This is a genomic window from Streptomyces sp. NPDC054770 (assembly GCF_053611985.1).
This window is the reverse complement of the sequence record NZ_JBSHBL010000038.1, coordinates 20,589-47,060: the sequence shown is the minus strand read 5'-3', so window position 1 is coordinate 47,060 and position 26,472 is coordinate 20,589. Positions and strand designations below refer to the sequence as shown.

Sequence of the window (26,472 nt, the reverse complement as noted above, 5' to 3'; positions counted from 1 at the left end):
GATGCGTGCTCAGGGGAGCGTGGTGGCGCCGGCCACCGCAGGAGGTCCGCATGGCGAGGTTGCTGTCCGTCAACGCGGGACTGCCCAAGGACGTCTCCTGGCAGGGCAGGACCGTGCGTACCGGGGCGTGGAAGTCTCCCGTGCCGGGCCGCCGTATGGTGCGGCGGTTGAACGTCGAGGGGGACGGCCAGGGCGACCTGGCGGGGCACGGCGGCGAGATCCGGGCCGTCCTCGTGTACCAGCTGGACTCCTACCGGTACTGGCGCGAACAGCTCGGACGCGACGACCTGACCTTCGGGATGTTCGGGGAGAACTTCACCGTCGAGGGTCTGCCCGACGACGAGGTGTGCATCGGCGACCGGTACCGCATCGGCGAGGCCGAGTTCGAGGTGACCCAGCCCCGGGTCACCTGCTACCGCGTCGGCATGCGCCTGGGCGAACCCGCGATGGCCTCCCTCCTGGTCGCCCACCACCGCCCGGGCTTCTACCTGCGGGTGATCACCGAGGGACACGTCCAGGCCGGTGACGGGATCACCCTCACCCGCCGGGGCCCGGGAGAACTCAGCGTCGCCGACACCGACGCGCTGCTCTATCTGCCCGGCCGCGACCCCGCGAAGCTGCGCACAGCGCTGGAGATCCCCGCCCTGAGCCCCGGCTGGCAGCAGTCCTTCCGCGAACTCGCCGCCGGGCCGTCCGCTCCCGAACCGGGACCGCCGGGCTTCAGACCGATGCGCGTGGCCCGTATCGTCCCCGAGACCGCCGACGTCTCCTCGGTCCACCTCGACGCCACCGACGGCACACCCCCGCCCGGGGCCCGCCCCGGCCAGTACCTCTCCCTCCGCCTCGCCGGCGCCGTACGCAGCTACTCCCTGTCCGCGGCGCCCGCGGACGGCACCTACCGCATCAGCGTCAAGCACGAGCCGCACGGGAAGGTCAGCGGCTACATCCACGCCCGGCTCCGCGCCGGGGACCTGGTGGACGTCGCCGGCCCGCGCGGAACGTTCGTGCTCGAAGAGGGCACCGGTCCGGTCGTCCTCGTCTCGGCGGGCATCGGTGTCACGCCGGTGCTCGCCATGCTCCACCGGCTGGCGGCCGTACGGGACCCACGCCCCGTCTGGTGGATCCACACCGCCCACGACCGCGCCCACCACGCCTTCGCGGACGAGGCCCACGCCCTCCTGGCGCGGCTCCCCGACCCGCACGAGCACATCCACTACACCGCCGAGCCCCCCGGCCCCGACGAGAACCACATCACCCTCGGCCGCCCGACCCCCGCCTCGCTCACCGCCCTGGGCGTCCCCGCCGACGCCGACGCCTACCTCTGCGGACCGACCGCCTTCATGGACGACCTGGGCGGGCACCTGCGCGCACTCGGCCTGCGCCCCGAGCGGATCCGCACGGAGCGGTTCGGCGCGCTCGCCGCCGTCAACCCCGGCATCACCACCACCGCCCCGGTACGCCCGCACCGGCCACCCGGTCCCCCCGGCGCCGGTCCCCTCGTCACCTTCACCCGCAGCGGCATCACCACCCCGTGGTCCCCCGCCCGTGCCTCGCTCCTCGAACTCGCCGAAGCCTGCGACATCCCCACCCGCTGGTCCTGCCGCACCGGCGTCTGCCACACCTGCGTCACCCCACTGGTGACCGGCGACGTCACCTACACCACCCCGCCCCTCGAACTCCCCGAGCCCGGCACGGTCCTGGTCTGCTGCAGCACACCGGCCACCGAGGTGGTCATCGATCTCTAGCCCACCCGACGACCGCGGTCCGGGCGGATCCCGGGTTCGTTGCGCGCGCCCGTCGGCCGTGCTTGGCTCGCCCGATGAACCTTCTGTTGACGGCGAGTGGCCTGCGCAACGAGACGCTGCGGGATGCGCTGCGGGACATGCTGGGAAAGCCGTTCGGATCGGCGAACGTCGTGTACGTTCCCACGGCATCGGTCGCCGAGCCCGGGGACCACGGGTGGTTCGTCGCGGACCTGAACCGGCTGCACGGCCTCGGCTGGCGCGAGTTCGACGTCCTGGAGCTGAACGGCCTGCCCCGGCAGCTGGTGCTCGACCGGCTGCTCCACGCCGACGTCGTCTACGTCGAGGGCGGCAACCACTACCACCTCGCGCGCAGCATCACCGGCAACGGCCTGGCCGACGGCTTCCTGGAGGCCCTGGAGAGCCGGGTCTACGTGGGCGTCAGCGCCGGATCAATGATCTTCAGCCGCAATCTCACCGGACACTCCGCCGACGTCATCGGGGACACCACGGACCTCCACGTGCTCGGCGCGACGACCGTGGAGCCGCCGTTCGGCCTCTTCGACTGGTATCTCAAGCCCCACCTGTACTCGCCGGATTTCCCCGAGCGGGACGACGCCTGGGCCGATCGCATCGCCGCCCGGGCGGACTTCCCGATCTACTTCATCGACGACGAGACGGCCGTTCGCGTCAGGGACGGCAAGCCGGATGTCATCTCCGAAGGCCGGTGGCGGTTCCATCCGTGACGCGACGCGTGGTGGGGAGCCCCGCCGTCGAGTCCGTGCGACCGGAGACGACCGCCGGACTCCTCAACCGCGCGGCAACGAACCGCCGCGTGCAGCCCGGTGGTCGTGTCAGGGTGGCGGACATGGACTGGCAGTTCGAGAGCCCGGAACTCTGGGCGTTCCTGGAGTCACTGCACCGAGGCGAGATCCTGTCGGGAACCGTCGCGGCGATCGAGCCGTTCGGGGTCTTCGTGGCCCTGGACGACGGGCCCGCCCATCCCACGCTGCCCGGCGTCGGGTTCATCACGATCCCCGAACTGTCCTGGCGGCACATCGACGCCGTCACCGACGTCGTCACGGTCGGGCAACGCGTCACCTGCGAGTTCCTTCAGTTCGACACCCACAACGCCGAGGCCAGACTGTCCTTGTGCGCACTGCAACCCGATCCCTTCCAGCTCTTCGCCGACCGCACGGAGGTCGGCCAGATCCTGCCCGGAACGGTCGAAAAGGTGCTCTTCTTCGGGGCCTTGGTCACCGTCGGAGACGGCATCACCGGGCTGGTGCCCTTCAGGGAGGTCCACGGCAGGCCTGCGGCCGGTTCGCCGGAGGCGTTCCGGGCCGGTGAGGCGATACCCGTCGCCGTCACGGAGATCGAGCGGTCGCGACGCAGGGTGTTCCTCGCCATGCCGGAACGCAAAGACCAGTTGCGAAACTAGCCCTGGCGCCCGACGGTGATCGCCCACCGCACGCCCGCCGGCGCCGTCACCCGCACCGTGCCCGGCTTGTCGGGGCGCTTCATGTCGAACTCGTTGTCGATGCTGTTGACCTCGCCGGCGGTGCAGGCGAACGGAAAGTTCACGCCGACCGGTTCGACGGCGACGGTCAGCTCGCCCTTGCCCTCGCAGAGCACCTGGACGGACAGGGTGCCGCTCCCGATGCCGCCCTTGATGTCCATCTCCCGGCCTCCGGTCGCGTTCGCCGCCTGGGCGACGACCTCGCCGTCGGGGAACGCGGGCGCCTTGAGGACGGAGGCCGGCGTCTTGGCTGCGGAGGCCGGCGTCCTCGTCACCGGAGCGGGCGAGGAAGTCGCGCGGGCGGGTGCGGCGTGGCCGGGGCCGCCACCGCTGCTGCACCCGACGGCGAACAGCACAACCGTGACCGTGGACACCGCCGTTGCCGGCGCTCTCAGCTTTCTCATGGGCGCCATCCTCGCCCGCAGGCGGCGGTCGGCGCAGGTGACGTTTGGTTAAAGGCCGGGGCGCTCGTACAACCATTCGCGCGAACCCGTGTGTCAAGACGGGTATGACTCACAGACGAAGGAGAGGGCTGGTCGCCACTGCTCTCGGCACCGGGTTTCTCATAGCCGGCGTGGCTGTCGCAGCGCCCGCCTCGGCCGCCACGCCCACCGTCAGCTGTACGTCCACCAAGGCGGCCCTCGCCACGAAGCTGAAGAAGGACATCACCGCGGCCATCGCGAACCGCAAGGGCACGATCGCCGTCGGGCTGTACGACCGCTCGACGAAGACGACGTGCACCCTCCGCTCGACCACGCACTACGACTCGGCCAGCACGGTCAAGGTGACCGTCCTCGCCACGCTGCTGTGGGACGCGAAGAAGCACAACCGGTATCTGACGGCCACCGAGCAGTCGCTCACCAAGGCCATGATCACCAAGTCGGACAACGACGCGACCACCAAGCTGTGGAAGCAGCTCGGCATGACGAAGATCAAGGGCTTCCTGAGCGCCGCCGGGATGACGCAGACCACCCCGGGCGCAGACGGCTACTGGGGCCTGACCCAGATCGACGTGCACGACGAGCAGCGGCTGCTCGCGCTCGTCACCGCCAAGAACACCGTGCTGAGCGACAATTCGCGCGCCTACATCCTGAAGCTGATGGGGCAGGTCATCTCGTCCCAGCGGTGGGGCACCCCGTACGGCGCACCGTCCGGCGTCTCCGTGCACGTCAAGAACGGCTGGTTGCAGCGCGCCACGCACGGCTGGCGGGTGCACAGCCTCGGCACGTTCACCGGCGGCGGCCACGACTACCAGATGACCGTGCTGACCCAGGACAACAGCACCATGAGCTACGGCATCAACACCATCCAGGCCGTCGCGAAGGCCGTCCACAAGGATCTCGCGGCCTCCTGAGGCGGTCACGGCGGCGGCTCTCGTGGCGAAGAGCCATCGGCGGCCGGAAATCGACCCTTTCCTTCACGGGGCGGTCTCCACCCCGTCACCGATCCCCCCTACGGTGACCGCCATGCGCCTGCGAACCATCATCGCCACCGTCACCGCCGGCCTGGCGGCGGCCACCTGCCTGTCCGCCGCCGGGTCCGCCAACGCCGTCACCCCCGGCACCGGCGCGGCCGACACCGCCGCCGCCCACGCGTGTTCGTCCTCGGTCTCCCTCGACGGCTTCTCCGATGCCCTCGACAAGACGACCTTCGGCGGCTATTTCGTCGGCAACCTCTCCGCGCTCGCCGTGGACAGGAACGGCTCCCTGGCCGCCCTCGCCGACCGGTCCTACCTCTTCGACCTCGACGCGAAGACACTCGCGCCGAAGTCGGTCGTCGGACTCGCGGACGAGAACGGCGCCGCGCTCGACTCCGAGGGCCTGGTCGTGGACCGGGACGGCACCCGCCTGATCACCTCGGAGACCGAGCCGTCCATCCGCCGCTACTCGGTGGACGGCAAGATCCTGGACCGCCTCCCCGTACCGTCGTCGCTGCTCGTGTCCCCGGCCGGGCGGGCCACCTCCAACCAGACCTTCGAGGGCCTGACCCTCCTGAACGGCGGCCGCACCCTGCTGGCCTCCATGGAGGACGCCCTCTCCGGCGACACCGCCGGGATCGTCCGCTTCCAGACCTGGACCCGGACGAAGGGCGACCACTTCAAGCTGTCCGCCCAGTACGCCTACCGCACCGACGACCCGATCCTCGGCGTCCCCGAGGTGCAGGCGCTCCCCGACGGCCGGCTCCTCGTCCTGGAGCGCGGCTTCACCGCCGGAGTCGGCAACACCGTCCGCCTCTTCCTGGCCGACCCGCGGCACGCCACCGACACCAGCGGCATCGAGAACCTCACCGGGCAGCCGGGCGTAAGGCTGATCAAGAAGACCCTGCTCACGGACATCGCGAGCTGCCCGTCGCTCGGCGCCACCGCCAAGCAGCCGCAGCCCAACCCGCTCCTCGACAACATCGAGGGCATGGTCGTCACCGGCCGCGCGAAGGGCGCGTACAAGGTCCTCCTGGTCAGCGACGACAACCAGAACACCGCCCAGACGACGCGGTTCTACCGCCTGTCGGTCCGGGTGCGCTGACCCGGCCGCACAGCGGTCGGGGAGGGCGGCCGCACCGGCCGCCCTCTTACCGACATCTCATCCACCCACAGGCTGCGCCCAGGATCGGCACAGCCCGCGCCCATCGGCCGCCCGCATGGTGGGATGGTGACATCTGCCACCGATCCCGTCCCCCACACGCCCGTGTCCCCCGACTGGGGCCCGCCCACGGCGACCGCCACGGCACCCCCCACGGCCGCCCCGGCGGCTCCCCTGCCGGACAAGGCGCCACGCTGGTCCCTCCCCGCGCTGATCGCGATCCTGATCCTGGCGGCGGTGCTCTACTCCTGGAACCTCTCCGGTTCCGACATGAACACCTTCTACAGCGGCGCGATCTGGGCCGGCACGAAGAGCTGGAAGGCCTGGTTCTTCGGTTCGCTGGACCCCGGCAACTTCCTGACCGTCGACAAACCGCCGTTCGCGCTCATGGTCATGGGCCTGTCCTGCCGCATCTTCGGCTTCGGCACCTGGCAGATGATGGCACCCGAGGTCGTGGTCGCGCTCGCCACGATCTGGATCCTGCACTCCACCGTGAAGCGGGTGTGGGGGCACGGGGCGGCGACCGTCGCCGCACTGGTGCTGGCGCTGACCCCGATCACCGTCGCCATCAACCGCGACAACAACCCGGACACCATCCTCGTCTTCCTCATGGTGTCGGGTGCGGCGCTCGCCTTCCGCGCCACCCGTGACGAGAAGCTGCTCCCGCTGCTCGGCTCGGCGGCGTGCTTCGGTCTCGCCTTCAACACCAAGCTGCTCGCGGGCTGGATCGCGCTCCCGGCCGTCTTCGCGCTCTACCTCTACGCGTCGAAGGCCACCTGGGCGAAGCGCGCCGTCAACCTGGCCCTTGCAGCGGTCGTGCTGGCCGTCTCCAGCTTCTGGTGGGCGGTCGCCGTCTCCCTGGTCCCGACCTCCGACCGGCCGTACATCGGCGGTTCCACGGACGGCTCCGCCTGGAACCTGATCATGGGATACGACGGTCTCGGCCGCGTCTTCGGCGGCGAGGGCAACGGCGGGGGCGGCGGTGGCGGAGGCGGCGGCTTCTCCGGCTCCGCGGGCCTCGGCCGGATGTTCAACTCCATCCTCGGCGGCCAGATCTCCTGGCTGCTCCCCTTCTCGGCGATCGCCCTGATCGGCGGCCTGGTGCTGTGCGGCCGTGCCCCGCGCACCGACCTGAGGCGGATGGCCCTGGTCCTCTGGGGCGGCTGGACCCTGCTGCACTACCTGATCTTCGCGACCGCGCAGGGCACCATGCACCCGTACTACACGACCGCGCTCGCCCCGGGCATCGCGGTGCTGTGCGGCGGCGGTGGCGCGATGCTGCTGCAGGCCTTCCGCACCGACAAGCGCTGGATCTGGGTCCTCCCGGCCGCCTTCGGCGTCACCGGCATCTGGGCGATCGTGCTGCTGCGCCGCGCCTCCGGCTGGAACACCTGGCTGTGGCCGGTGATCGGCGTGCTGACCGTGGCCGGCATCGTGGGCATGATCTTCTTCCGCTCGGGCACCAAGACCCGGCTGCTGGCGGCCTCCCTGGCGGCGGCCGTGATCGCGGCGCTCGCGGGTCCGACGGCGTACGCGACGACCCTGCCGTTCGGCAGCGGCAGCGGCGGCGGCATGCGCGGCGGAACCAACCCGACCGCCGGCCCCTCCACCGGCAGCGGCTTCGGCGGCGGACCCGGCGGTGGCGGCGGCAACCGGGGCGGCTTCCCGGGCGGCGGCGAGCTGCCGGGCGGCACCCAGCAGGGCGGCCAGAACGCCGAGGCCGGCGGCGGCTTCCCGGGCGGCACGAACGGCGGGGCCCCGACCGGCGGCACGAACGGCCAGGCTCCCGGTGGCGGCACCGGTCAGATGACGCCCGGCGGCGGCACCGGTGAACTGCCGGGCGGCACAGGCGGCGAGGCTCCCGGCGGCACCGGGACCGGCACCGGCACCGGTCGTGCGGGTGGCGGCGGCTTCGGCGGCGGTGGCGGCGGCATGGGCGGCACCGTGAGCAGCGACCTGATCGCCTACCTGAAGAAGCACATGGACGGCGCCACCTGGCTGCTCGCGGTCTCCAACTCGCAGTCCTCGTCGCAGATCGAGCTGAGCTCGAACGAACCCGTCATCTCGATGTGGGGCTTCACCGGATCCGACAACGCGATGACCGTCGCCAAGCTGAAGGAACTGGTGAAGGCGGGCAAGCTGCACTACATCCAGGTCGGCAGCGGCGGCATGGGCATGGGCGGCAACAACTCCCTCAGCTCCGCGGTCACCTCCTGGGTGGAGAAGAACGGCACCGCGGTGAAGGAGAGCGCGTACAGCAAGAGCTCCACTTCGAGCAGTTCGTCGAGCTCGTCGTCCAACTCGTCGTCCAACTCGTCGTCGAAGTCGACTTCTTCGACGCAGACGACGAACACCTCGACGCTCTACCGGCTGGACCCCTCGGACGTCAGCTGACGCGACCCGGTCCCCAAGAGGCCCCCGACCACACGGTCGGGGGTCTCTTTTTACGTCCCGTTCACCTGCGCGTCCTCATGTTCATGTCACCCTCCTTCTTGCCGCCTCGTCAACCCGCGTAGATGGGAAACTCTTTATGCTGGCGACACACATCCGGCGCTGGAAGTCGGTGGCCCTGACGACCGCCGCCGTCCTGGTGGGCCTCACCGCCCCGGCGCTGACGGCGACTCCGGCCGCCGCCACCACGACCGCGTACGACTCGACGTACTACAAGAACGCGATCGGCAAGACGGGTACGAGCCTCAAGTCGTCCCTGCACACGATCATCAGCGCGAACGTCACCAAGCTGTCGTACTCGGCCCTCTGGGACGCCCTGAAGAAGACCGACCAGGACCCGAACAACAGCAACAACGTGATCCTGCTGTACTCGGGCATCTCGCGCAGCAAGTCCCTCAACGGCGGTGACAGCGGCGACTGGAACCGCGAGCACGTGTGGGCGATCTCGCACGGCGACCTCACCACGTCCACCGGCCCCGGCACGGACCTGCACCACATCCGTCCCGAGGACGTGGCGGTCAACGGCAAGCGCGGCAACCTCGACTTCGACGAGGGCGGCTCCACCTTCACCAACAGCGGCGGCAGCAAGGTCGACTCGGACTCCTTCGAGCCCCGCGACGCGGTCAAGGGCGACGTGGCCCGCATGATCCTCTACATGGCCGTCCGCTACGAGGGCGACGACGGGTTCGCGGACCTGGAGCCCGACGACAAGGTCGGCAACGGCTCCAACCCGTACATCGGCAAGCTGTCCGTCCTCAAGCAGTGGAACGACGAGGACCCGCCGGACTCCTTCGAGGAGAACCGCAACGACGTCATCTACAACACCTACCAGCACAACCGGAACCCGTTCATCGACCACCCGGAGTGGGTGGACGCGATCTGGTAGGCGAGCCGGTCGTACTACTTACCTCACACAGGTGAAGTCGATCTTGGACTCGGGCGTGTCCAGGTGATCACGGCCGAGCATGGGGATGTCCCGGCAGTCCCGCCGGGGCATCCCCAACTCCCGTTTCCGGAGAGCCCCGTGAAGCTTCGCACCTGGTCCCTCGCCGCCGCCCTCGCCCTGACCGCGCTCGTCGCCCCCGCCCAGAGCGCCTCCGCACACGCGGCCGCTCCCTCCTGTCCCGACGGCTCGGTGTGCTTCTGGAGCGGCGAGGGCTTCGGCGGCGACTACTGGGAGTGGACGGCCCGCAGCGGCTACCGCGACATGCCGCCCAACCTCCACGACAACGTGGGCTCCTTCGTCGCCTCCACCCGCGCCTGCTTCGTCAACTGGTCACCGACCGAGAAGCGCGACGTCTTCAACGGAGACTGGCGCTCCCAGTACCGCGGCGACTTCGGCGGCCGCATCGACGGGGTGGGGGCGGGGGCCTGTTAGTCCTCCAGGTGCGTCGGCGCGAACATCCTCAGCAGGGCCGGGAGCACGACCACCGAGGGGCCGGGCGCGGCCAGCGCCTTCGCCAGGTCCGTCTCCAGGGTCTCCGGAGTGGTGCGGACGCCCGGGACGCCGAAGGACTCGGCCAGGGCCACGTAGTCGGGGCGGGCCAGTTCCGTCGCCGTGGCCTCGCCGAACGCGCCGGTCATGTACTCGCGCAGGATGCCGTAGCCGCCGTCGTCGACGATCAGCCAGGTGACCGGGAGGTCGTGCTGCCGTGCCGTCGCCAGTTCCGCAATGGAGTAGAGGGCGCCGCCGTCGCCCGACACCGCGAGCACCGGGCGGGTCGGGTCGGCGGCCGCCGCGCCCAGTGCCGCAGGGAAGCCGTAGCCGAGGCCGCCCGCGCCTTGGGCGGAGTGCATGAGGTTCGGTGTCTGGGCGTCGAAGGCGGACCAGGCCCAGTACGCCAGGATCGTCATGTCCCAGAAGGACGGTGAGCCGGCCGGGAGGGCCCGGCGGACCGATGCCAGCACGTCCTGTTCCAGGGTGAGTTCCTGGGCGGCGATGCGGCCGGCGACCCGGTCGAGCACGGTCCGTACCCGGTCCGGGGCCGACGGGTCCTCGCGCGGGGTCACCGTCTCCAGGAGGGCCTGGAGGGCGAGGCGGGCGTCCGCGTGGATGCCGAGGGCCGGGTGGTTGGACTCCAGTTTGCCGAGGTCCGCCTCGATCTGGACGACCCGGCCGCGCGGTTTGAACGTGTGGTAGTTCGAGGAGAGTTCGCCGAGCCCCGAGCCGACGACGAGAAGGACGTCCGCGTCCTCCAGGAAGTCGGTGGTGTGCCGGTCCTCCAGCCAGGACTGGAGGGAGAGGGGGTGCGTCCACGGGAACGCGCCCTTGCCGCCGAAGGTGGTGACGACCGGGGCGTTCAGCGTCTCGGCCAGCTGCCGCAGCTTGCCGGAGGCGTCCGCCCGTACCACCCCGCCGCCCGCGATGATCGCCGGGCGGGCGGCGTGCGAGAGCAGGTCGGCCGCCACCGCGGTCAGTTCGGGGCGCGGGGGGAGTTCGTCCGGGCTCGCGTCCACCGCCGTCACCACGGGCAGCGCGGTCGGTGCGAGGAGCACGTCCTGCGGGATCTCCACCCACACCGGGCCGTGCGGGGCGGTCAGTGCCGACTTCCAGGCCGCCGCGAGCGCGGACGGGATCTGCGACTGGGTGCGGACGGTGTGCACCGACTTCACCACGCCCCGGAACGAGGCCGCCTGGTCCGGGAGTTCGTGCAGATAGCCGTGGCGGCCGCCGCCCAGGCCCGCGGTGGGGATCTGGCTGCTGATCGCCAGCACGGGCGCGGAGGCGGACGCCGCCTCGTGCAGCGCGGCCAGCGAGGTCAGCGCGCCGGGGCCGGTCGACAGGAGCAGCGGGGCCGCCTCGCCGGTGATCCGGCCGTAGGCGTCCGCCGCGAAGCCCGCGTTGTTCTCCACCCGCAGGCCGACATAGCGCAGCGAGGAGCGGCGCAGGGCGTCGAACATGCCGAGGGCGTGCTGGCCGGGCAGCCCGAAGACGGTGGTCGCGCCGAGCCCGGCCAGGGTCTCCACGACCAGGTCCCCGCCGCGTCGGCCGGCGGGCGGGTTCAGGGCTGCGGCCGTCTGCGCCTCGGTCGGGCGGAGCACCAGGTCGTGGTCGTGGGTCACTTCGCGCGCGCCTCGGCAATCTGTCGGGTCATGATCGTGGTCAGTTCGTACGCCGTGTGCGAGGCCGCCACCGAGGTGATCTCGGCGTGGTCGTACGCGGGGGCCACCTCGACGACGTCCGCCGAGACGAGGTGGCATGCGGAGAGACCGCGCAGGATCTCCAGCAGTTCCCTGGACGTCATACCACCGGCCTCGGGCGTGCCGGTGCCCGGGGCGTGTGCGGGGTCCAGGCAGTCGATGTCGATCGAGATGTACAGCGGGCGGTCGCCGATGCGCTGGCGCAGCTGGTCGGCCACCTCGTCGGCGCCCCGGCGGTAGATGTCCGCCGAGGTCACGATGCCGAAGCCCATCTTCTCGTCGTCGGTGAGGTCCTGCTTGCCGTACAACGGCCCGCGGGTGCCCACGTGCGAGAGGGCGGAGGTGTCCAGGATGCCCTCCTCCACCGCCCGCCGGAACGGGGTGCCGTGCGTGTACTCGGCGCCGAAGTAGGTGTCCCAGGTGTCGAGGTGGGCGTCGAAGTGGAGGAGCGCGACCGGCCCGTGCTGCTTGGCGACGCTCCGCAGCAGCGGCAGCGCGATGGTGTGGTCGCCGCCGAGGGTCATCAGCCGGGCGCCGGTGCCCAGGAGCTCGTCCGCGGCCGCCTCGATGGTCTCGACGGCCTCGTTGATGTCGAAGGGGTTCACCGCGATGTCGCCGCCGTCCGCCACCTGCGCCAGTGCGAAGGGGGAGGCGTCCTGCGCCGGGTTGTAGGGGCGCAGCAGCCGGGACGCCTCGCGGATGGCGTTGCCGCCGAAGCGGGCGCCCGGCCGGTAGGAGACGCCCGAGTCGAACGGCACGCCCACCACCGCGACGTCGGCGCGGCCGACCTCGTCGAGGCGGGGCAGCCGGGCGAAGGTGGCGGGACCGGCGTACCGCGGGATGCGGGAGGAGTCGACGGGGCCGCGGGGGGTCTCGTTGCTGCTCATCGGGTGCTGCCTTCTTTCCTACGCTTCATCGCGTACGTACCGCTATGCACTGCTTCTGCTTCGACTCTACTGGTGGGCCGGAACCGGCTCGGACACGAGTTCGGGAACGCCCCGGCCCGCGAGCCGCTCGCGCCAGTTCGCCAGCACGGCCGCGTCGGTCGGCTCCGTCGCCAGGGAGACGGCGACATACGCGACGAGGGAGGAGAGGAGGCCGTAGTAGACCGGCTCGTTGGCGAGGATGCCGTAGCCCGCCATCAGGCCGATCACCGCGAGGCCGCCGACGGTCACGGCGGCGAGGGCGCCCTGGACGGTGCCGCGCTTCCACAGCAGCCCGCCGAGGATCGGCACGAGGAGGCCGCCGACGAGCAGGTTGTACGCCACGGTCAGCGCCTGCACGACGTCGTCGAGGGCGATGGCCGTGCCGATCACCCCGATCCCCATGACCAGGATGAAGACCCGGTTGCCCCGCACTTCGTCATGGTCGCCGGCCCTCGTCCGCCCCCGCAGCCGCGACCAGATGTCGTTGTTGGCGACGGTCGCGCAGGCGATCAGCGCGCCGGAGGAGGTCGACATCACGGCGGCGAGGGCGGCGGCCAGCACCAGCCCGCGCACCCCGACGGGCAGTTCGTCCTTGACGATGGTGGCGAAGGCGTCGTCGGGGCTGCCCAGCTTCGGGTACAGCACCTTGGCGGCCGTACCGATGACGGCACCGGCGAGGGCGTACGCCAGGCAGTACGTGCCGGCGACCGTGCCGCCCCACTTCGCCGTGCGGTCACCGCGCGCCGTGAAGACCCGCTGCCAGATGTCCTGCCCGATGAGCATGCCGAAGGTGTAGATCAGCACGTAGGTGAAGATCGTCTCGCCGCCGATGCCCAGCGGGTCGAAGTACGCCGTCGGCAGCTTCGCCCTCATCGCGCCGAAGCCGCCCGCCTTCACGACGGCGATGGGGAGCAGGAGCAGCAGCACGCCGATCGTCTTCACCACGAACTGGACCATGTCCGTCAGCGTGATCGACCACATGCCGCCCAGCGTCGAGTAGGCGACGACGATCGAGCCGCCGATGACGATCGCGACGGTCCGGTTCAGGTCGAAGAGAACGTCGAAGATCGTGGCGTACGCGATGGTCGAGGTGACGGCGAGCATCAGGGTGTACGCCCACATGACCACGCCGGAGACGACCCCGGCCCGGCCGCCGTACCGGAGATCGAGCATCTCGGAGACCGTGTACACCTTGAGGCGGGCGATCCGGGCCGAGAAGAAGACGGAGAGGGCGAGCAGGCCCAGGCCGATGGTGAAGACCATCCAGGCACCGGACAGCCCGTACCGGTACCCCAGTCCGACCCCGCCGATGGTGGACGCGCCGCCGAGGACGATCGCGGCCATGGTGCCGGAGTACATGACCGGCCCGAGCCGGCGCCCGGCCACCAGGAAGTCGCTCTTCGACCTGGCGCGCCGCATCCCCCACCAGCCCATGGCCAGCATGCCGGCCAGATAGAGGACGATCACGGTGTAGTCGACGGCCATAGGACCTCCCTCACTCGGATGAATCGGGGTCGGAATCGGAGTCGCCGGGGGGTGACGGTCATCGACACTAGGTGGCCGGACAGCGGCTGCGAAGTGTACGTTTCATCCATTCGAGGCGTACGGGATGAAGGAAACGCACACCATGCCGGACCCCACGGTTCCCCCCGCCCCTCCCACGCCCGCCGTGCCCCTCGCCGCCCTCCTGGCCCGCGAGGACCTCGCACTGCGCCAGATCGCCGGGCCGACCGACCCGCCCCCCGTGGTCCACGCGGCGCACACCTCGGAGATGGCCGACCCGTACCCGTACCTGCTGGGCGGCGAGCTGCTGCTGTCGGCCGGGGTGCACATCCCGGACGCGGCGGGCTCGGGCACCTACTTCGACGACTACGTCTCCCGGATCGTCGCGGCGGGCGGCGCCGCCCTCGGCTTCGGGCTGGCCCCCGTGCACGACACCGTCCCGCGCGCCCTGGTCGAGGCCTGCGACACCCACGGCCTCCCGCTCCTGGAGGTCCCGCCGCAGACCCCCTTCACCGCCGTCGCCCGCGCGGTCTGGCAGCTGCTGGCCCAGGCCCGCCTGGCCGAGCTGCGCCGCGTCACCGAGGCCCAGCAGAGCCTCGCGGCCGCCGCGGCCCGCCCCGACCCGGTCCCGTCGGTCCTGCGGCAGCTGGCCCAGCGGGTGGGCGGCTGGACCGCCCTGTACGGCCCGGAGGGAGCGGAGATCGCGTCGGCGGGCCGCGAGCCGGAGGCACCGGTACGCGCCGCACTGGCCGAGCTGACCGACGTCGTACGCCCCTCGGGCCCGGGCACCCCCGCCTCGGCGACCCACGCCACGGCGGGCACCCACCTCGCGGCCTACACCCTCAGCACCGACTTCGTACTCGGCGTGGCCACCCCGTCCCGCGAACCGGGCGACCACACCATCGCCTCGGTGGCCACGGTCCTCCTCACCCTCCTCACCACAGAACAACAGAGCAACTCAGGCGCGACCCGCACCTCGGCACTCGTCAGACTGCTGCTGGGAAGCAGTCCGGAGGAGGTAGCGCCACTGCTGGGCGGGCGCGACACCTGGTTCGTCGTAGATGCCTGTCCTCATGGCCAACGCGACCGCCCCTACCTTCTTCCAGGGGCGCGGGACCCTGTCGACATGCGGCTCCGCCGCGGGGCGCGACAAGCCCCCGCCCACCCGCACCCGCCGGACCTCCTGGCCGCCACCGCACTGGGCGCCTCACTGGGCTCGACCCTCATCGACCCCGTAGGGGAAAACGTACGCATCCTCGTCCCCGCCGACCGAGCCCCTCAGCCACAGCCCGGCTGGACCCTCGGCGTAAGCGACGCAGTCCCCCCGCAGCAACTCCCGGCCGCCGCCGCGCAAGCGGCCCGCGCACTGGCCCGCGCCCGAGCGACCCGCACCCCGCTCCTGAGGCACAGCACCCGCCCCGCCCTCGGCGACCTGGTCCCCCGCCGGGAGGCCCGGGCCCACGCCCGGGCCCTGCTCGCCCCCCTCGCCGGACAGCCCGCCCTCGTCGAGACCCTGCGCACCTGGCTGTCGCTGCACGGCAGCTGGGACCGCACCGCGGTCGCCCTGTCCGTCCACCGCAACACCGTGCGGCAGCGCATCACCCGTTCCGCGGAGCTCCTGCGCGCCGAACTCGACGATCCTGACGTCCGGATGGAGCTGTGGTTCGCGCTCCGTCAGGAGTGAGTGACGCACGTCCCAGCGGGCAATACGCAGGGAAACCGCACAGCGCGCTGCCTCACAATGGGGCCATGCCGATACCCGGGACACCCAGCCGCGCCGAGCTCGTCGAGCACCTTGTGAAGACCCGTATCGCGGGCGATGTCGCCACGCCCCGCGAGAACAACCTGCTCCACTACCGCAAGCTGGCCAACGGCGAGCGCAACTGGTGGCTCGGACTGGAACTCGGCGACCGCTGGACCGACGAGCAGGACGTGCTGGCCGTGATGGCCGAGCGGGTCGGGGTGAACGACGACCCCGAGCACCGGTACGGCCAGGACACCATCGACCCCGAGCTGACCGTCGACGGCCTGGACCGGCTGGCGGCACGGCTGCGCAAGGCGGCCGAGGGACGGCAGCGGGTGCTGTTCGCGACCGGTCACCCGGGCGGTCTGCTGGACGTGCACCGGGCCACCGCGGCCGCGCTGCGCACCGCCGGCTGCGAGATCGTGGTCATCCCGGACGGGCTGCAGACGGACGAGGGCTACGTCATGCAGTTCGCCGACGTGGCCGTCCTCGAACACGGCGCGACGCTGTGGCACACCCACTCCGGGGAGCCGATGAAGGCGATTCTGGGCGGCCTGGAGCGCGCGGGGCGCCCGCTGCCCGACCTGGTCGTCGCCGACCACGGCTGGGCCGGCTACGCGGCGCAGGCGGGCCTGGACTCGGTCGGGTACGCAGACTGCAACGACCCGGCGCTGTTCCTCGCCGAGTCGGAGGGCACCCTCCAGGTGGCCGTACCGCTGGACGACCATGTGCTCAGCCCGCGGTACTACGACCCGCTGACCGCGTATCTGCTGGCCGCGGCGGGACTGGTCTGACGTCCGGCAGACCGATGTGCGGCCCCCGGGAGCGGGAGCCGCACATCGTGGCCTGGTCCTAGACCCTCAGTTCCTGATCCGGTGACGCCCGGTCGGTTCAGCCGAAACCGAAACCGTTGAAGCCACCGAAACCGTTGAAGCCACCGAAGCCACCGAAGCCGCCGAACCCGACGGTGGGGACGACCACGACGGGGACCACGGGGACGACGGGGACGAACCCGAAGTTGCTGAAGCGGCAGCCGTTGTTGAACCCGCCGCCCCGGAAGCCGTTGCAACCGAAGCCGCCGGTGACGACGGACTGGTGAGTGGAGGCGGGGGCCGCCGAGGCGGTACCCGCGGCGCCGACCGCGGCGCCACCGGCCAGCAACAGGCCGGCGGCGGACATCGCGGCGAGACGCCTCGCGCGCTGTACTCGCATGGGAAATACCTTTCTGCCGGACTTACGTCCGCTACGCGGCACGTCCGCTATGCGGCACATGCACTGTGCGGCATTTCACTCATACGAGCTTAATTCCGAACAAGGCGGATGGCACGCCGGACGATCACCTGCCGTGATCCGCCGAGCTCACCGGCCCGGGAGTGGGGTCCAGGTACACCCTGCCGATCGCGGGGAACGCGGCGCGCAGCCGCTGTTCGGCCCGCTCGCAGGCCCACTCGATCTCGGCCGCCGTCGACACGTCCCGGAAGTCCACCTTGGCCGCGACCAGCGCCTCGTGCGGGCCCTGCACCAGGGTGGTCAGCTCCAGTACGGCCACGATGTGCTCGGACTCCAGCAGCTCGGCGCGGATCCGCTCCCGCACGGGCTTGGGCAGCGGCCGCCCGATGAGGAGCTCGGCGTTGGACCGGCCCAGCACCCAGGCCACGTACAGCAGGAGCAGGCCGATGAGGAGGGAGGCGAGGCCGTCCCAGACGCCGGAGCCGGTGAGCTGGCCGCCGAGCAGGCCGCCGGCCGCGAGCACCAGCCCGACGAGCGCGGCCGAGTCCTCCATCACCACGGCCTTCACGGCGGTGTCCGGGGTGTTCCGGAGGTACAGCTTGAACGGGGCCTTGAAGCGGGCCGCCTCCCCGCGCGCCTGCCGCAGCCCGGTGCGCAGCGAGAAGCCCTCCAGCGCGAAGGCGACGGCGAGCACGACGTACGACACCAGCGGGTCGCCCGGCTTCTCCCCCACGGCCAGGGTGTGGATGCCGTCGTAGAGGGAGAAGACCGCGCCGCCGACGAAGGTGGCGACGGCGGCGAGCATGGCCCAGATGTACCGCTCGGGGCCGTAGCCGAGGGGGTGCTCCTCGTCGGCGGGCTTCTCGCTGCGCTTGAGGGCGGTGAGCAGCAGCAGTTCGGTGACGGTGTCGGCGACCGAGTGCGCCGCCTCGGAGAGCATCGCGCCGGAGCCGCTGATGACTCCGGCGACCGCCTTGGCGAGCGCGATCCCGAGATTGGCGACGGCGGCGACGATCACCGTGCCGGTGCTCTCGCCGCCGCCGTTCTGCGTCTGCGGCGTCTCGGGTGTCTTCGGCGTCTCCTGCGTCTCCGCTTGCGTCACGCCCGTCAGTCTGCCCGAGGGACGCGGACCACACCCTCCTGGATCACGGAAATGGCGAGTGAACCGTCCTGGGTGTAGATCCGGGCCTGGCCGAGCCCGCGGCCGCCGTGCGCGGACGGCGACTCCTGGTCGTAGAGCAGCCACTCGTCGGCGCGGAACGGCCGGTGGAACCACATGGCGTGGTCGAGCGAGGCGCCCACCACGTCCCCGACCGCCCAGCCGCCGCGGCCGTGCGCGAGCAGGACGGAGTCGAGGAGGGTCATGTCGGAGACGTACGTCGCGAGGACGACGTGCAGCAGGGGGTCGTCGTCGAGCTTGCCGTTGGTGCGGAACCAGACCTGGCTGTGCGGTTCGCGCGGCTCGCCGTACTTCCCGAACGGCGGCTCCTCGACGTAGCGCAGGTCGATCGCCTCGCGGGCCTCGAGAAACTTCTCCACGACGGCCGGGTCGAGGTGGCGGTAGTCGCGGAAGCGTTCCGCCGAGGTGGGCAGGGTCGCCGGGTCGGGTGCGGCGGGCATCGGGGCCTGGTGGTCGAGGCCCTCCTCGTCCAGCTGGAACGAGGCCGACAGGGCGAAGATCGGCCGGCCGTGCTGGACGGCGACCGCGCGCCGGGTGGTGAAGGAGCGGCCGTCGCGGATGCGCTCGACGGTGTAGACGATGGGCGCGCCCGGGTCGCCGGCCCGCAGGAAGTACGCGTGCAGGGAGTGGGCGTGCCGGTCCGCCGGGACGGTGCGTCCGGCGGCGACCAGCGCCTGGGCCGCGACCTGCCCGCCGAAGACGCGCGGGACGACGGCGGACCGGGACTGGCCGCGGAAGATGTTCTCCTCGATCTGCTCCAGGTCGAGCAGGTCGAGGAGATCGTTTAGTGCCTGGTTCATGGCACCTTTTCTACTGGCGGGTTGTTGCGGCAGCCCTACAGGCCCATGTCCTTCGCGATGATCGTCTTCATGATCTCGCTGGTGCCGCCGTAGATGCGGTTGACGCGGTTGTCCGCGTACAGGCGGGCGATCGGGTACTCGTTCATGAAGCCGTAGCCGCCGTGCAGCTGGAGGCAGCGGTCGATCACGCGGTGCGCGACCTCGGTGGTGAACAGCTTGGCGCTGGCGGCCTCGGCCGGGGTCAGCTCACCGGCGTCGAGAGCCTCCGTGGCCCGGTCGACGACGGCCTCGGCCGCGTCCACCTCGGCCTGGCAGGCGGCCAGCTCGAACTTGGTGTTCTGGAAGGCGGCGACGGGCTGGCCGAAGACGACCCGCTCCTGCACGTACTGCTTGGCGAACCGGACGGCGGCCTTGGCCTGTGCGTAGGCGCCGAAGGCGATGCCCCAGCGCTCGGAGGCGAGGTTGTGGCCGAGGTAGTAGAAGCCCTTGTTCTCCTCGCCGAGGAGGTCCTCGACGGGGACCTTGACGTCGACGAACGCGAGCTCGGCGGTGTCGGAGGTCTTGAGGCCCAGCTTGTCGAGCTTGCGGCCGACGGAGTAGCCCTCCGCCTTCGTGTCCACCACGAAGAGGGAGATGCCGTGCCGGCGGTCCTCCTTGGTGGGCGCCGAGGTGCGGGCGCAGACGATCATGCGGTCGGCGTGCACACCGCCGGTGATGAAGGTCTTGGCGCCGTTGAGGACGTAGTGCGTGCCGTCCTCGCTGAGCTTGGCGGTGGTCTTCATGCCCGCGAGGTCGGAGCCGGTGCCCGGCTCGGTCATCGCGATCGCCCACATCTCCTCGCCGGAGACGAACTTCGGCAGGTACCGCTTCTTCTGCTCGTCGGTGGCGAGCAGCTTTATGTACGGCAGGCCGAGCAGCACGTGCACACCGGAGCCGCCGAAGGCGACGCCCGCACGGGCGGTCTCCTCGTACAGGACGGCCTCGAACTTGTAGGAGTCGATGCCGGCGCCGCCGTACTCCTCGTCGACGCGGATACCGAAGACGCCGAGCTCGGCGAGCTTGTAGTAGAACTCGCGGGGAGCCTGGCCAGCGGCGAACCACTCGTCGTAGACGGGTACGACCTCGGCCTCGATGAAGGCGCGGATGGTCTCCCGGAACGCCTCGTGATCCTCGTCGAACAACGTACGGCGCACGGCCGCCACCTCCACGGACTTCGGCATGTCTAAGCGCTTGCTCAGACTCCAAGGTACCGGCGGGTAGGCGACGGGTCCAGGGCGAACGGACGAGCGAGGGGGGTAACGCTCGTCACTCCCCCGCCGCCGCCTCGAACGCCCCCCGCGCCATCCGGTGCAGCAGGACCGCGGTCGCGCCGCGGCCCGGCAGGGAACCCGGTCGGCCCAAGTGCGGGGTCGAGTTCAGGAGGCCGAAGACCGAGTGGACCGCCGAGCGGGCCGCGGGCTCGGGGAGCGCCGGGTAGACGCCGCGGAGCACGTCCACCCACAGTTCGACGTACTGCCGCTGGAGCTGCCGCACCAGTTTCCGGTCGCTGTCGCGCAAGCGGTCCAGCTCACGGTCGTGCAGGGTGATCAGTGGGCGGTCGTCGAGGGCGAAGTCGATGTGGCCCTCGATGAGGGAGTCCAGGACCTCCGGCGACGCGGTGCCCCCGTCGGCCTCCGCCAGGCGGCGCCTGGCCCCCGTCAGCAGCTGCCCGCTGATCCCCACCAGCAGCTCCGCGAGCATCGCGTCCTTGCCCGCGAAGTGCCGGTAGAGACCGGGCCCGCTGATGCCGACCGCGGCACCTATCTCGTCCACGCCGACACCGTGGAAGCCGCGCTCGGCGAACAGCCGGGCGGCCTCCTTGAGGATCTGCTCGCGGCGGGTCGGGGCGTCGGTTCTCGTGACCATGAAGGCAATTCTAGACAGGGAGGTTAGCGGTCGTTAACCTGAAGGAAATGCGTTAACGCTCATTAACAAGAATGAGGGGATCGCGGCATGGACCAGGCACCGGAGCTGACGAGCGCGGCGGACCCCGCGTCGGAGGCCTTTCGGGCCAACGAGGAGGCGCACCGCGTCCTCGTGGCGGAGCTGCGCGGCAAGCTCGCCGCGGCCGCACTGGGCGGCGGCGAGAAGGCGCGGGCCCGGCACACCGCGCGCGGCAAGCTGCTGCCCCGGGACCGGGTGGACACCCTCCTCGACCCCGGCTCCCCCTTCCTGGAGCTGGCCCCGCTGGCCGCCGACGGGATGTACGACGGGGCGGCCCCGGCGGCCGGCGTGATCGCCGGGATCGGCCGGGTCAGCGGGCGCGAGTGCGTGATCGTCGCCAACGACGCCACCGTCAAGGGCGGCACGTACTACCCGATGACCGTGAAGAAGCACCTGCGCGCCCAGGAGGTGGCCCTCGACAACCGGCTGCCGTGCGTGTACCTGGTCGACTCCGGCGGCGCCTTCCTCCCCATGCAGGACGAGGTCTTCCCGGACCGCGACCACTTCGGGCGGATCTTCTACAACCAGGCCCGGATGTCGGGGGCGGGCATCCCGCAGATCGCGGCCGTGCTCGGGTCCTGCACCGCCGGCGGCGCCTACGTCCCGGCCATGAGCGACGAGGCGGTCATCGTCCGCAACCAGGGCACGATCTTCCTCGGCGGCCCCCCGCTGGTGAAGGCCGCCACCGGCGAGGTCGTCACCGCCGAGGAACTGGGCGGCGGCGAGGTCCACTCCCGGGTCTCCGGCGTCACCGACCACCTCGCCGAGAACGACGCGCACGCGCTCAGGATCGTCCGGAACATCGCCGCCACGCTCCCCGCCCGGCGCTCCCTGCCCTGGGAGGTCGCCCCGGTCGTCGAGCCCAAGACCGACCCCTACGGCCTGTACGGCGCCGTCCCCGTCGACTCCCGCACCCCCTACGACGTCCGCGAGATCATCGCCCGGGTCGTCGACGGCTCCCGGTTCGCCGAGTTCAAGGCCGAGTTCGGGCAGACCCTCGTCACCGGCTTCGCCCGCATCCACGGCCACCCGGTCGGCATCGTCGCCAACAACGGCATCCTCTTCTCCGAGTCCGCCCAGAAGGGCGCCCACTTCATCGAGCTGTGCGACCAGCGCGGGATCCCGCTCGTCTTCCTCCAGAACATCTCCGGCTTCATGGTGGGCAAGGACTACGAGGCGGGCGGCATCGCCAAGCACGGCGCGAAGATGGTCACGGCGGTGGCCTGCACGAGGGTCCCGAAACTGACCGTCGTCGTGGGCGGTTCGTACGGCGCGGGCAACTACTCCATGTGCGGCAGGGCCTACTCCCCCCGCTTCCTGTGGATGTGGCCCAACGCCAAGATCTCCGTGATGGGCGGCGAGCAGGCCGCCAGCGTGCTGGCCACGGTCAAGCGGGACCAGCTGGAAGCCCGCGGGGAGTCGTGGCCGGCCGACGAGGAAGAGGCCTTCAAGGCGCCGGTCCGCGCCCAGTACGAGCGCCAGGGCAGCGCCTACTACGCGACCGCCCGGCTCTGGGACGACGGGGTCATCGACCCGCTCGACACCCGGCAGGTGCTGGGACTGGCCCTGACGGCCTGTGGCAACGCGCCGCTGGGTGAGCCCCAGTTCGGCGTCTTCCGGATGTGAGGAGGGGACTCGTGTTCGACACCGTACTCGTGGCCAACCGGGGCGAGATCGCCGTCCGGGTCATCCGCACCCTGCGCTCGCTGGGCGTCCGCTCGGTGGCCGTGTACTCCGACGCCGACGCGGACGCGCGGCACGTCCGGGAGGCCGACACCGCGGTCCGGATCGGTCCGGCGCCGGCGGGCGAGAGTTACCTGTCGGTGGAGCGGCTGCTGGCGGCGGCCGCCGTGAGCGGCGCCCAGGCGGTCCACCCTGGCTACGGCTTCCTCGCCGAGAACGCGGCCTTCGCACAGGCCTGCGCGGAAGCCGGCCTGGTCTTCATCGGCCCGCCGGCCGAGGCGATCGCGCTGATGGGCGACAAGATCCGCGCCAAGGAGACGGTGGCGGCGGCCGGGGTGCCGGTGGTGCCCGGCGGCCGTGACCCCGAACTGGCCGACGCCGCCCGCGAACTGGGCGCCCCCGTGCTCCTCAAGCCGTCCGCCGGCGGCGGTGGCAAGGGCATGCGGCTGGTACGGGACCTGCGGGACCTGGAAGACGAGATCGCCGCCGCCCGCCGCGAGGCCCGCGCCTCCTTCGGCGACGACACCCTCCTCGTCGAGCGCTGGATCGACCGCCCCCGGCACATCGAGATCCAGGTCCTGGCCGACGGCCACGGCAACGTCGTCCACCTCGGCGAGCGCGAGTGCTCGCTCCAGCGCCGGCACCAGAAGGTGATCGAGGAGGCGCCCTCGGTCCTGCTGGACGAGGACACCCGGGCGGCGATGGGCGAGGCTGCGGTGCAGGCGGCGCGCTCGTGCGGGTACGTCGGGGCGGGCACGGTGGAGTTCATCGTGCCGGGCGCCGACCCCTCGTCGTACTACTTCATGGAGATGAACACCCGCCTCCAGGTGGAGCACCCGGTCACCGAGCTGGTCACCGGCCTGGACCTGGTGGAGTGGCAGCTGCGGGTGGCGGCCGGGGAGCGGCTCGGGTTCGCGCAGGAGGACGTCCGGCTGACCGGGCACGCGGTCGAGGCCCGGATCTGCGCCGAAGACCCGGCGCGGGGCTTCCTGCCCACCGGCGGCACGGTCCTCCTCCTCGACGAGCCCTCGGGGGACGGCGTCCGCACCGACTCCGGGCTCGGCGAGGGCACCGAGGTCGGCAGCCGGTACGACCCGATGCTGTCCAAGGTGATCGCGTACGGCCCGGACCGCGCGACCGCGCTCCGCAAGCTCCGCCGGGCCCTCGCGGAGACGGTCACCCTGGGCGTGCAGACCAACGCCGGGTTCCTGCGCCGGCTCCTCGCCCATCCCGCGGTGGTGGCGGGCGAGTTGGACACCGGCCTGGTCGAGCGGGTCGTCGACGACCTGGTCTCCACGGACGTACCGGACGAGGTGTACGAGGCGGCCGCGGCCGTACGGCTGGAGGCGCTGAAGCCCGCCGCCGGCCAGGCGTGGACCGACCCCTTCTCGGTGCCCGGCGGCTGGCGGCTCGGCGGCACCCCCAGGCCCGTCACCTTCCACCTCCGGGTGCAGGACCCGGTGGAGTACGCCCCGCGCGGCACCCACACGGTCACCGCCGACCGCGTGTCCGTGACCCTGGACGGCGTCCGCCACACCTTCCACCGCGCCGCCGACTGGATCGGCCGCGACGGAGACGCCTGGCAGGTCCGTGACCACGACACGGTCGCCGCCTCGCTGAGCCGTACCGTCCGCTCCGGCGCCGACTCCCTCACCGCGCCCATGCCCGGCACGGTGACCGTCGTGAAGGTCGCCGTCGGCGACGACGTCACCGCCGGGCAGAGCCTGCTGGTGGTGGAGGCGATGAAGATGGAGCACGTCATCTCCGCCCCGCACGCCGGCACGGTCGCCGAACTCGACGTGCAGCCCGGTGCCACGGTCGCCATGGACCAGGTGCTGGCCGTGATCGCCCCGCACGAGGAGGAGACGGCATGACCACCCCGGAGAGCGCCCTTCCCATGGTCGTACCGGCCACGGATCTGCCCGCCCGGGTCCGGATCCACGAGGTCGGCGCCCGCGACGGCCTGCAGAACGAGAAGACGGCCGTGCCGACGGCGGTGAAGGCCGAGTTCGTCCACCGCCTGGCCGACGCCGGCCTGAGGACGATCGAGGCGACCAGCTTCGTCCACCCGGAGTGGGTGCCCCAACTGGCCGACGCGGAGGACCTGTTCCCCCGGCTGGCCGATCTCCGGGGCGTCGCCCTCCCCGTCCTGGTCCCCAACCGGCGCGGCCTGGACCGCGCGCTCGCCCTCGGGGCCTCCCGGGTCGCCGTCTTCGCCAGCGCCACCGAGTCCTTCGCCAAGGCCAACCTCAACCGCACGGTCGACGAGTCGCTGGCGGTGTTCGACCCGGTCGTCCGGCAGGCGAAGGACGCGAACGCGCACGTCCGCGGCTATGTCTCGATGTGCTTCGGCGACCCCTGGGAGGGCGCCGTCCCGTTCCACCAGGTGGTCCGGGTCTGCAGGGCACTGCGCGACATGGGCTGCGACGAGCTGAGCCTCGGCGACACCATCGGCGTGGCCACCCCCGGCCACGTCCTGGAGTTGCTGTCCCTCCTGAACGAGGAGGGCGTGCCGACGAACGTCCTCGGCGTGCACTTCCACGACACCTACGGCCAGGCGCTCGCCAACACCTACGCGGCCCTGGAACACGGCGTGACGACGATCGACGCGTCCGCCGGCGGGCTCGGCGGCTGCCCGTACGCCAAGTCCGCCACCGGCAACCTCGCCACCGAGGACCTGGTCTGGATGCTCCAGGGCCTCGGCATCGAGACCGGAGTCGACCTCGGCCGCCTGACCGCCACCAGCGTGTGGATGGCCGAACAACTGGGCCGACCCAGCCCGTCCCGTACCGTCCGCGCCCTCTCCCACCAGGAGTGACGACCATGGACCACCGCCTCTCCCCCGAACTGGAAGAACTCCGCCGTACGGTGGAGGAGTTCGCGCACGACGTCGTGGCGCCGAAGATCGGCGACTTCTACGAGCGGCACGAGTTCCCGTACGAGATCGTCCGCGAGATGGGCCGCATGGGCCTGTTCGGCCTGCCGTTCCCCGAGGAGTACGGCGGCATGGGCGGCGACTACCTGGCGCTCGGCCTCGCCCTGGAGGAGCTGGCCCGCGTCGACTCGTCGGTGGCGATCACGCTCGAAGCCGGGGTCTCCCTCGGAGCCATGCCGATCCACCTCTTCGGCACGGAGGACCAGAAGCGCGAATGGCTGCCGCGCCTGTGCTCCGGCGAGCTCCTGGGCGCCTTCGGCCTCACCGAGCCGGACGGCGGCAGCGACGCCGGCGCCACCCGCACCACGGCCCGCCTCGACCCCGCCACCGACGAGTGGGTGATCAACGGCAGCAAGTGCTTCATCACCAACTCGGGCACGGACATCACCGGGTTGGTCACCGTCACCGCGGTAACCGGCCGCAAGCCCGACGGCAAGCCGCAGATCTCCTCGATCATCGTCCCGTCCGGCACCCCCGGCTTCACGGTCGCCGCCCCCTACTCCAAGGTCGGCTGGAACGCCTCCGACACCCGCGAGCTGTCCTTCGCCGACGTCCGGGTCCCCGCCGCCAACCTGCTGGGCGAGGAGGGCCGCGGCTACGCCCAGTTCCTGCGCATCCTGGACGAGGGCCGTATCGCCATCGCCGCCCTGGCCACGGGCCTCGCCCAGGGCTGCGTCGACGAGTCCGTCAAGTACGCCAAGGAGCGCCACGCCTTCGGCCGCCCCATCGGCGCCAACCAGGCCATCCAGTTCAAGATCGCCGACATGGAGATGAAGGCCCACACGGCCCGCCTCGCCTGGCGCGACGCGGCCTCCCGCCTGGTGGCCGGCGAACCCTTCAAGAAGGAGGCGGCCCTCGCCAAGCTGTACTCCTCCACCATCGCCGTGGACAACGCCCGCGACGCGACCCAGGTCCACGGCGGCTACGGCTTCATGAACGAGTACCCGGTGGCCCGCATGTGGCGCGACTCCAAGATCCTGGAGATCGGGGAGGGCACGAGCGAGGTGCAGCGGATGCTGATCGCACGGGAGCTGGGTCTGGTGAGCTGAGCCGATC

The 26,472-nt window shown here is 71.4% G+C and carries 23 protein-coding genes; 14 read left to right on the top strand and 9 right to left on the bottom strand.

Features of this window, described 5'->3' with window-relative positions; translation table 11 throughout:
• Positions 1-50: 50 nt before the first annotated feature.
• The 3 genes from ACWGKQ_RS29150 to ACWGKQ_RS29140 all read left to right on the top strand — a co-directional run bounded on the left by ACWGKQ_RS29150 (position 51) and on the right by ACWGKQ_RS29140 (position 3,183).
• Positions 51-1,745 carry an MOSC domain-containing protein gene (locus ACWGKQ_RS29150; protein WP_453294956.1) on the top strand — a complete coding sequence of 565 codons (1,695 nt, stop codon included), beginning with the start codon at positions 51-53 and terminating at the stop codon, positions 1,743-1,745.
• 74 nt (positions 1,746-1,819) lie between these two features.
• Positions 1,820-2,488, top strand: coding sequence for a Type 1 glutamine amidotransferase-like domain-containing protein (locus ACWGKQ_RS29145; RefSeq protein WP_453294955.1), 669 nt, complete (start codon positions 1,820-1,822; stop codon positions 2,486-2,488).
• A gap of 122 nt (positions 2,489-2,610) precedes the next feature.
• A complete protein-coding gene (locus ACWGKQ_RS29140) occupies positions 2,611-3,183 on the top strand; it encodes a S1 RNA-binding domain-containing protein (RefSeq protein ID WP_453294954.1) in 573 nt (190 codons plus the stop codon).
• On the opposite strand, the gene ACWGKQ_RS29135 is transcribed toward ACWGKQ_RS29140, so the two are convergent.
• Positions 3,180-3,665, bottom strand: a complete 486-nt coding sequence (locus ACWGKQ_RS29135; RefSeq protein WP_453294953.1) for a hypothetical protein — start codon at positions 3,663-3,665, stop codon at positions 3,180-3,182. The genes ACWGKQ_RS29140 and ACWGKQ_RS29135 overlap by 4 nt on opposite strands.
• A 104-nt stretch (positions 3,666-3,769) precedes the next feature.
• On the opposite strand from ACWGKQ_RS29135, the gene ACWGKQ_RS29130 reads away from it, so the two are divergent.
• The 5 genes from ACWGKQ_RS29130 to ACWGKQ_RS29110 all read left to right on the top strand — a co-directional run bounded on the left by ACWGKQ_RS29130 (position 3,770) and on the right by ACWGKQ_RS29110 (position 9,669).
• Positions 3,770-4,615, top strand: coding sequence for a serine hydrolase (locus tag ACWGKQ_RS29130; protein ID WP_453294952.1), 846 nt, complete (start codon positions 3,770-3,772; stop codon positions 4,613-4,615).
• Positions 4,616-4,727: 112 nt separating this feature from the next.
• A complete protein-coding gene (locus ACWGKQ_RS29125; protein WP_453294951.1) occupies positions 4,728-5,783 on the top strand; it encodes an esterase-like activity of phytase family protein in 1,056 nt (351 codons plus the stop codon).
• Between the two features lie 126 nt (positions 5,784-5,909).
• The gene (locus ACWGKQ_RS29120; protein ID WP_453295019.1) at positions 5,910-8,234 is read left to right on the top strand and encodes an ArnT family glycosyltransferase; all 2,325 of its coding nucleotides are present in this window, start codon (positions 5,910-5,912) and stop codon (positions 8,232-8,234) included.
• 136 nt (positions 8,235-8,370) lie between these two features.
• Positions 8,371-9,177 (top strand): endonuclease I family protein, encoded by an 807-nt coding sequence (locus ACWGKQ_RS29115; protein ID WP_453294950.1) that lies wholly within the window; start codon positions 8,371-8,373, stop codon positions 9,175-9,177.
• 138 nt (positions 9,178-9,315) lie between these two features.
• The gene (locus tag ACWGKQ_RS29110; protein WP_453294949.1) at positions 9,316-9,669 is read left to right on the top strand and encodes a peptidase inhibitor family I36 protein; all 354 of its coding nucleotides are present in this window, start codon (positions 9,316-9,318) and stop codon (positions 9,667-9,669) included.
• Here the strand turns inward: ACWGKQ_RS29110 and ACWGKQ_RS29105 are convergent.
• The 3 genes from ACWGKQ_RS29105 to ACWGKQ_RS29095 form a co-directional block, all read right to left on the bottom strand.
• Positions 9,666-11,354, bottom strand: coding sequence for a thiamine pyrophosphate-binding protein (locus tag ACWGKQ_RS29105; protein ID WP_453294948.1), 1,689 nt, complete (start codon positions 11,352-11,354; stop codon positions 9,666-9,668). The two genes, ACWGKQ_RS29110 and ACWGKQ_RS29105, sit on opposite strands and share 4 nt — an antisense overlap.
• Complete coding sequence (gene speB / locus ACWGKQ_RS29100) at positions 11,351-12,319, bottom strand: agmatinase (protein WP_453294947.1); 969 nt, start codon at positions 12,317-12,319, stop codon at positions 11,351-11,353. Before speB ends, ACWGKQ_RS29105 begins: the two co-directional genes overlap by 4 nt.
• Positions 12,320-12,385: 66 nt before the next feature.
• Complete coding sequence (locus ACWGKQ_RS29095) at positions 12,386-13,843, bottom strand: sodium:solute symporter (protein WP_453294946.1); 1,458 nt, start codon at positions 13,841-13,843, stop codon at positions 12,386-12,388.
• A 142-nt stretch (positions 13,844-13,985) separates the two neighbouring features.
• On the opposite strand from ACWGKQ_RS29095, the gene ACWGKQ_RS29090 reads away from it, so the two are divergent.
• Positions 13,986-15,545: a PucR family transcriptional regulator ligand-binding domain-containing protein gene (locus tag ACWGKQ_RS29090; RefSeq protein WP_453294945.1), complete on the top strand. Its 1,560-nt coding sequence runs from the start codon at positions 13,986-13,988 to the stop codon at positions 15,543-15,545.
• A gap of 65 nt (positions 15,546-15,610) precedes the next feature.
• Entirely contained in the window at positions 15,611-16,399 is a 789-nt protein-coding gene (locus tag ACWGKQ_RS29085) for a phosphatase (protein WP_453294944.1), read from the top strand.
• A gap of 97 nt (positions 16,400-16,496) precedes the next feature.
• Here ACWGKQ_RS29085 and ACWGKQ_RS29080 read toward each other — a convergent pair whose 3' ends face one another.
• The 5 genes from ACWGKQ_RS29080 to ACWGKQ_RS29060 all read right to left on the bottom strand — a co-directional run bounded on the left by ACWGKQ_RS29080 (position 16,497) and on the right by ACWGKQ_RS29060 (position 20,720).
• Entirely contained in the window at positions 16,497-16,817 is a 321-nt protein-coding gene (locus ACWGKQ_RS29080) for a hypothetical protein (RefSeq protein WP_453294943.1), read from the bottom strand.
• 124 nt (positions 16,818-16,941) lie between these two features.
• On the bottom strand, positions 16,942-17,853 hold the full coding sequence (locus ACWGKQ_RS29075; RefSeq protein WP_453295018.1) for a cation diffusion facilitator family transporter: 912 nt from the start codon (positions 17,851-17,853) through the stop codon (positions 16,942-16,944).
• 89 nt (positions 17,854-17,942) lie between these two features.
• A complete protein-coding gene (locus ACWGKQ_RS29070) occupies positions 17,943-18,815 on the bottom strand; it encodes an acyl-CoA thioesterase (RefSeq protein ID WP_453294942.1) in 873 nt (290 codons plus the stop codon).
• Positions 18,816-18,850: 35 nt separating this feature from the next.
• Complete coding sequence (locus ACWGKQ_RS29065) at positions 18,851-20,008, bottom strand: acyl-CoA dehydrogenase family protein (protein WP_390639996.1); 1,158 nt, start codon at positions 20,006-20,008, stop codon at positions 18,851-18,853.
• Between the two features lie 112 nt (positions 20,009-20,120).
• A complete protein-coding gene (locus ACWGKQ_RS29060) occupies positions 20,121-20,720 on the bottom strand; it encodes an SACE_7040 family transcriptional regulator (RefSeq protein ID WP_453294941.1) in 600 nt (199 codons plus the stop codon).
• Positions 20,721-20,807: 87 nt separating this feature from the next.
• Between ACWGKQ_RS29060 and ACWGKQ_RS29055 the strand changes: the two genes are divergently transcribed.
• Genes ACWGKQ_RS29055 through ACWGKQ_RS29040 form a run of 4 tightly spaced genes read left to right on the top strand, consistent with a single transcriptional unit; the run spans position 20,808 to position 26,465 of the window.
• Entirely contained in the window at positions 20,808-22,424 is a 1,617-nt protein-coding gene (locus tag ACWGKQ_RS29055; RefSeq protein ID WP_453294940.1) for a carboxyl transferase domain-containing protein, read from the top strand.
• 11 nt (positions 22,425-22,435) lie between these two features.
• On the top strand, positions 22,436-24,355 hold the full coding sequence (locus ACWGKQ_RS29050) for an acetyl/propionyl/methylcrotonyl-CoA carboxylase subunit alpha (RefSeq protein ID WP_453294939.1): 1,920 nt from the start codon (positions 22,436-22,438) through the stop codon (positions 24,353-24,355).
• Complete coding sequence (locus tag ACWGKQ_RS29045) at positions 24,352-25,299, top strand: hydroxymethylglutaryl-CoA lyase (RefSeq protein ID WP_453294938.1); 948 nt, start codon at positions 24,352-24,354, stop codon at positions 25,297-25,299. The genes ACWGKQ_RS29050 and ACWGKQ_RS29045 overlap by 4 nt, the downstream gene beginning before the upstream one ends.
• Positions 25,300-25,304: 5 nt before the next feature.
• On the top strand, positions 25,305-26,465 hold the full coding sequence (locus ACWGKQ_RS29040; RefSeq protein WP_453294937.1) for an acyl-CoA dehydrogenase family protein: 1,161 nt from the start codon (positions 25,305-25,307) through the stop codon (positions 26,463-26,465).
• Positions 26,466-26,472: the final 7 nt, after the last annotated feature.

Excerpts from the sequence above, each read along its gene's own strand:
- ACWGKQ_RS29095 (WP_453294946.1), bottom strand. The coding sequence starts at position 13,843 with ATGGCCGTCGACTACACCGTGATCGTCCTCTATCTGGCCGGCATGCTG.
- ACWGKQ_RS29040 (WP_453294937.1), top strand. The coding sequence starts at position 25,305 with ATGGACCACCGCCTCTCCCCCGAACTGGAAGAACTCCGCCGTACGGTG.
- ACWGKQ_RS29130 (WP_453294952.1), top strand. The coding sequence starts at position 3,770 with ATGACTCACAGACGAAGGAGAGGGCTGGTCGCCACTGCTCTCGGCACC.
- ACWGKQ_RS29045 (WP_453294938.1), top strand. The coding sequence starts at position 24,352 with ATGACCACCCCGGAGAGCGCCCTTCCCATGGTCGTACCGGCCACGGAT.
- ACWGKQ_RS29145 (WP_453294955.1), top strand. The coding sequence starts at position 1,820 with ATGAACCTTCTGTTGACGGCGAGTGGCCTGCGCAACGAGACGCTGCGG.
- ACWGKQ_RS29115 (WP_453294950.1), top strand. The coding sequence starts at position 8,371 with ATGCTGGCGACACACATCCGGCGCTGGAAGTCGGTGGCCCTGACGACC.
- ACWGKQ_RS29055 (WP_453294940.1), top strand. The coding sequence starts at position 20,808 with ATGGACCAGGCACCGGAGCTGACGAGCGCGGCGGACCCCGCGTCGGAG.
- ACWGKQ_RS29140 (WP_453294954.1), top strand. The coding sequence starts at position 2,611 with ATGGACTGGCAGTTCGAGAGCCCGGAACTCTGGGCGTTCCTGGAGTCA.
- ACWGKQ_RS29125 (WP_453294951.1), top strand. The coding sequence starts at position 4,728 with ATGCGCCTGCGAACCATCATCGCCACCGTCACCGCCGGCCTGGCGGCG.
- ACWGKQ_RS29060 (WP_453294941.1), bottom strand. The coding sequence starts at position 20,720 with ATGGTCACGAGAACCGACGCCCCGACCCGCCGCGAGCAGATCCTCAAG.
- ACWGKQ_RS29080 (WP_453294943.1), bottom strand. The coding sequence starts at position 16,817 with ATGCGAGTACAGCGCGCGAGGCGTCTCGCCGCGATGTCCGCCGCCGGC.
- speB (WP_453294947.1), bottom strand. The coding sequence starts at position 12,319 with ATGAGCAGCAACGAGACCCCCCGCGGCCCCGTCGACTCCTCCCGCATC.
- ACWGKQ_RS29090 (WP_453294945.1), top strand. The coding sequence starts at position 13,986 with ATGCCGGACCCCACGGTTCCCCCCGCCCCTCCCACGCCCGCCGTGCCC.
- ACWGKQ_RS29085 (WP_453294944.1), top strand. The coding sequence starts at position 15,611 with ATGCCGATACCCGGGACACCCAGCCGCGCCGAGCTCGTCGAGCACCTT.
- ACWGKQ_RS29135 (WP_453294953.1), bottom strand. The coding sequence starts at position 3,665 with ATGAGAAAGCTGAGAGCGCCGGCAACGGCGGTGTCCACGGTCACGGTT.
- ACWGKQ_RS29150 (WP_453294956.1), top strand. The coding sequence starts at position 51 with ATGGCGAGGTTGCTGTCCGTCAACGCGGGACTGCCCAAGGACGTCTCC.
- ACWGKQ_RS29070 (WP_453294942.1), bottom strand. The coding sequence starts at position 18,815 with ATGAACCAGGCACTAAACGATCTCCTCGACCTGCTCGACCTGGAGCAG.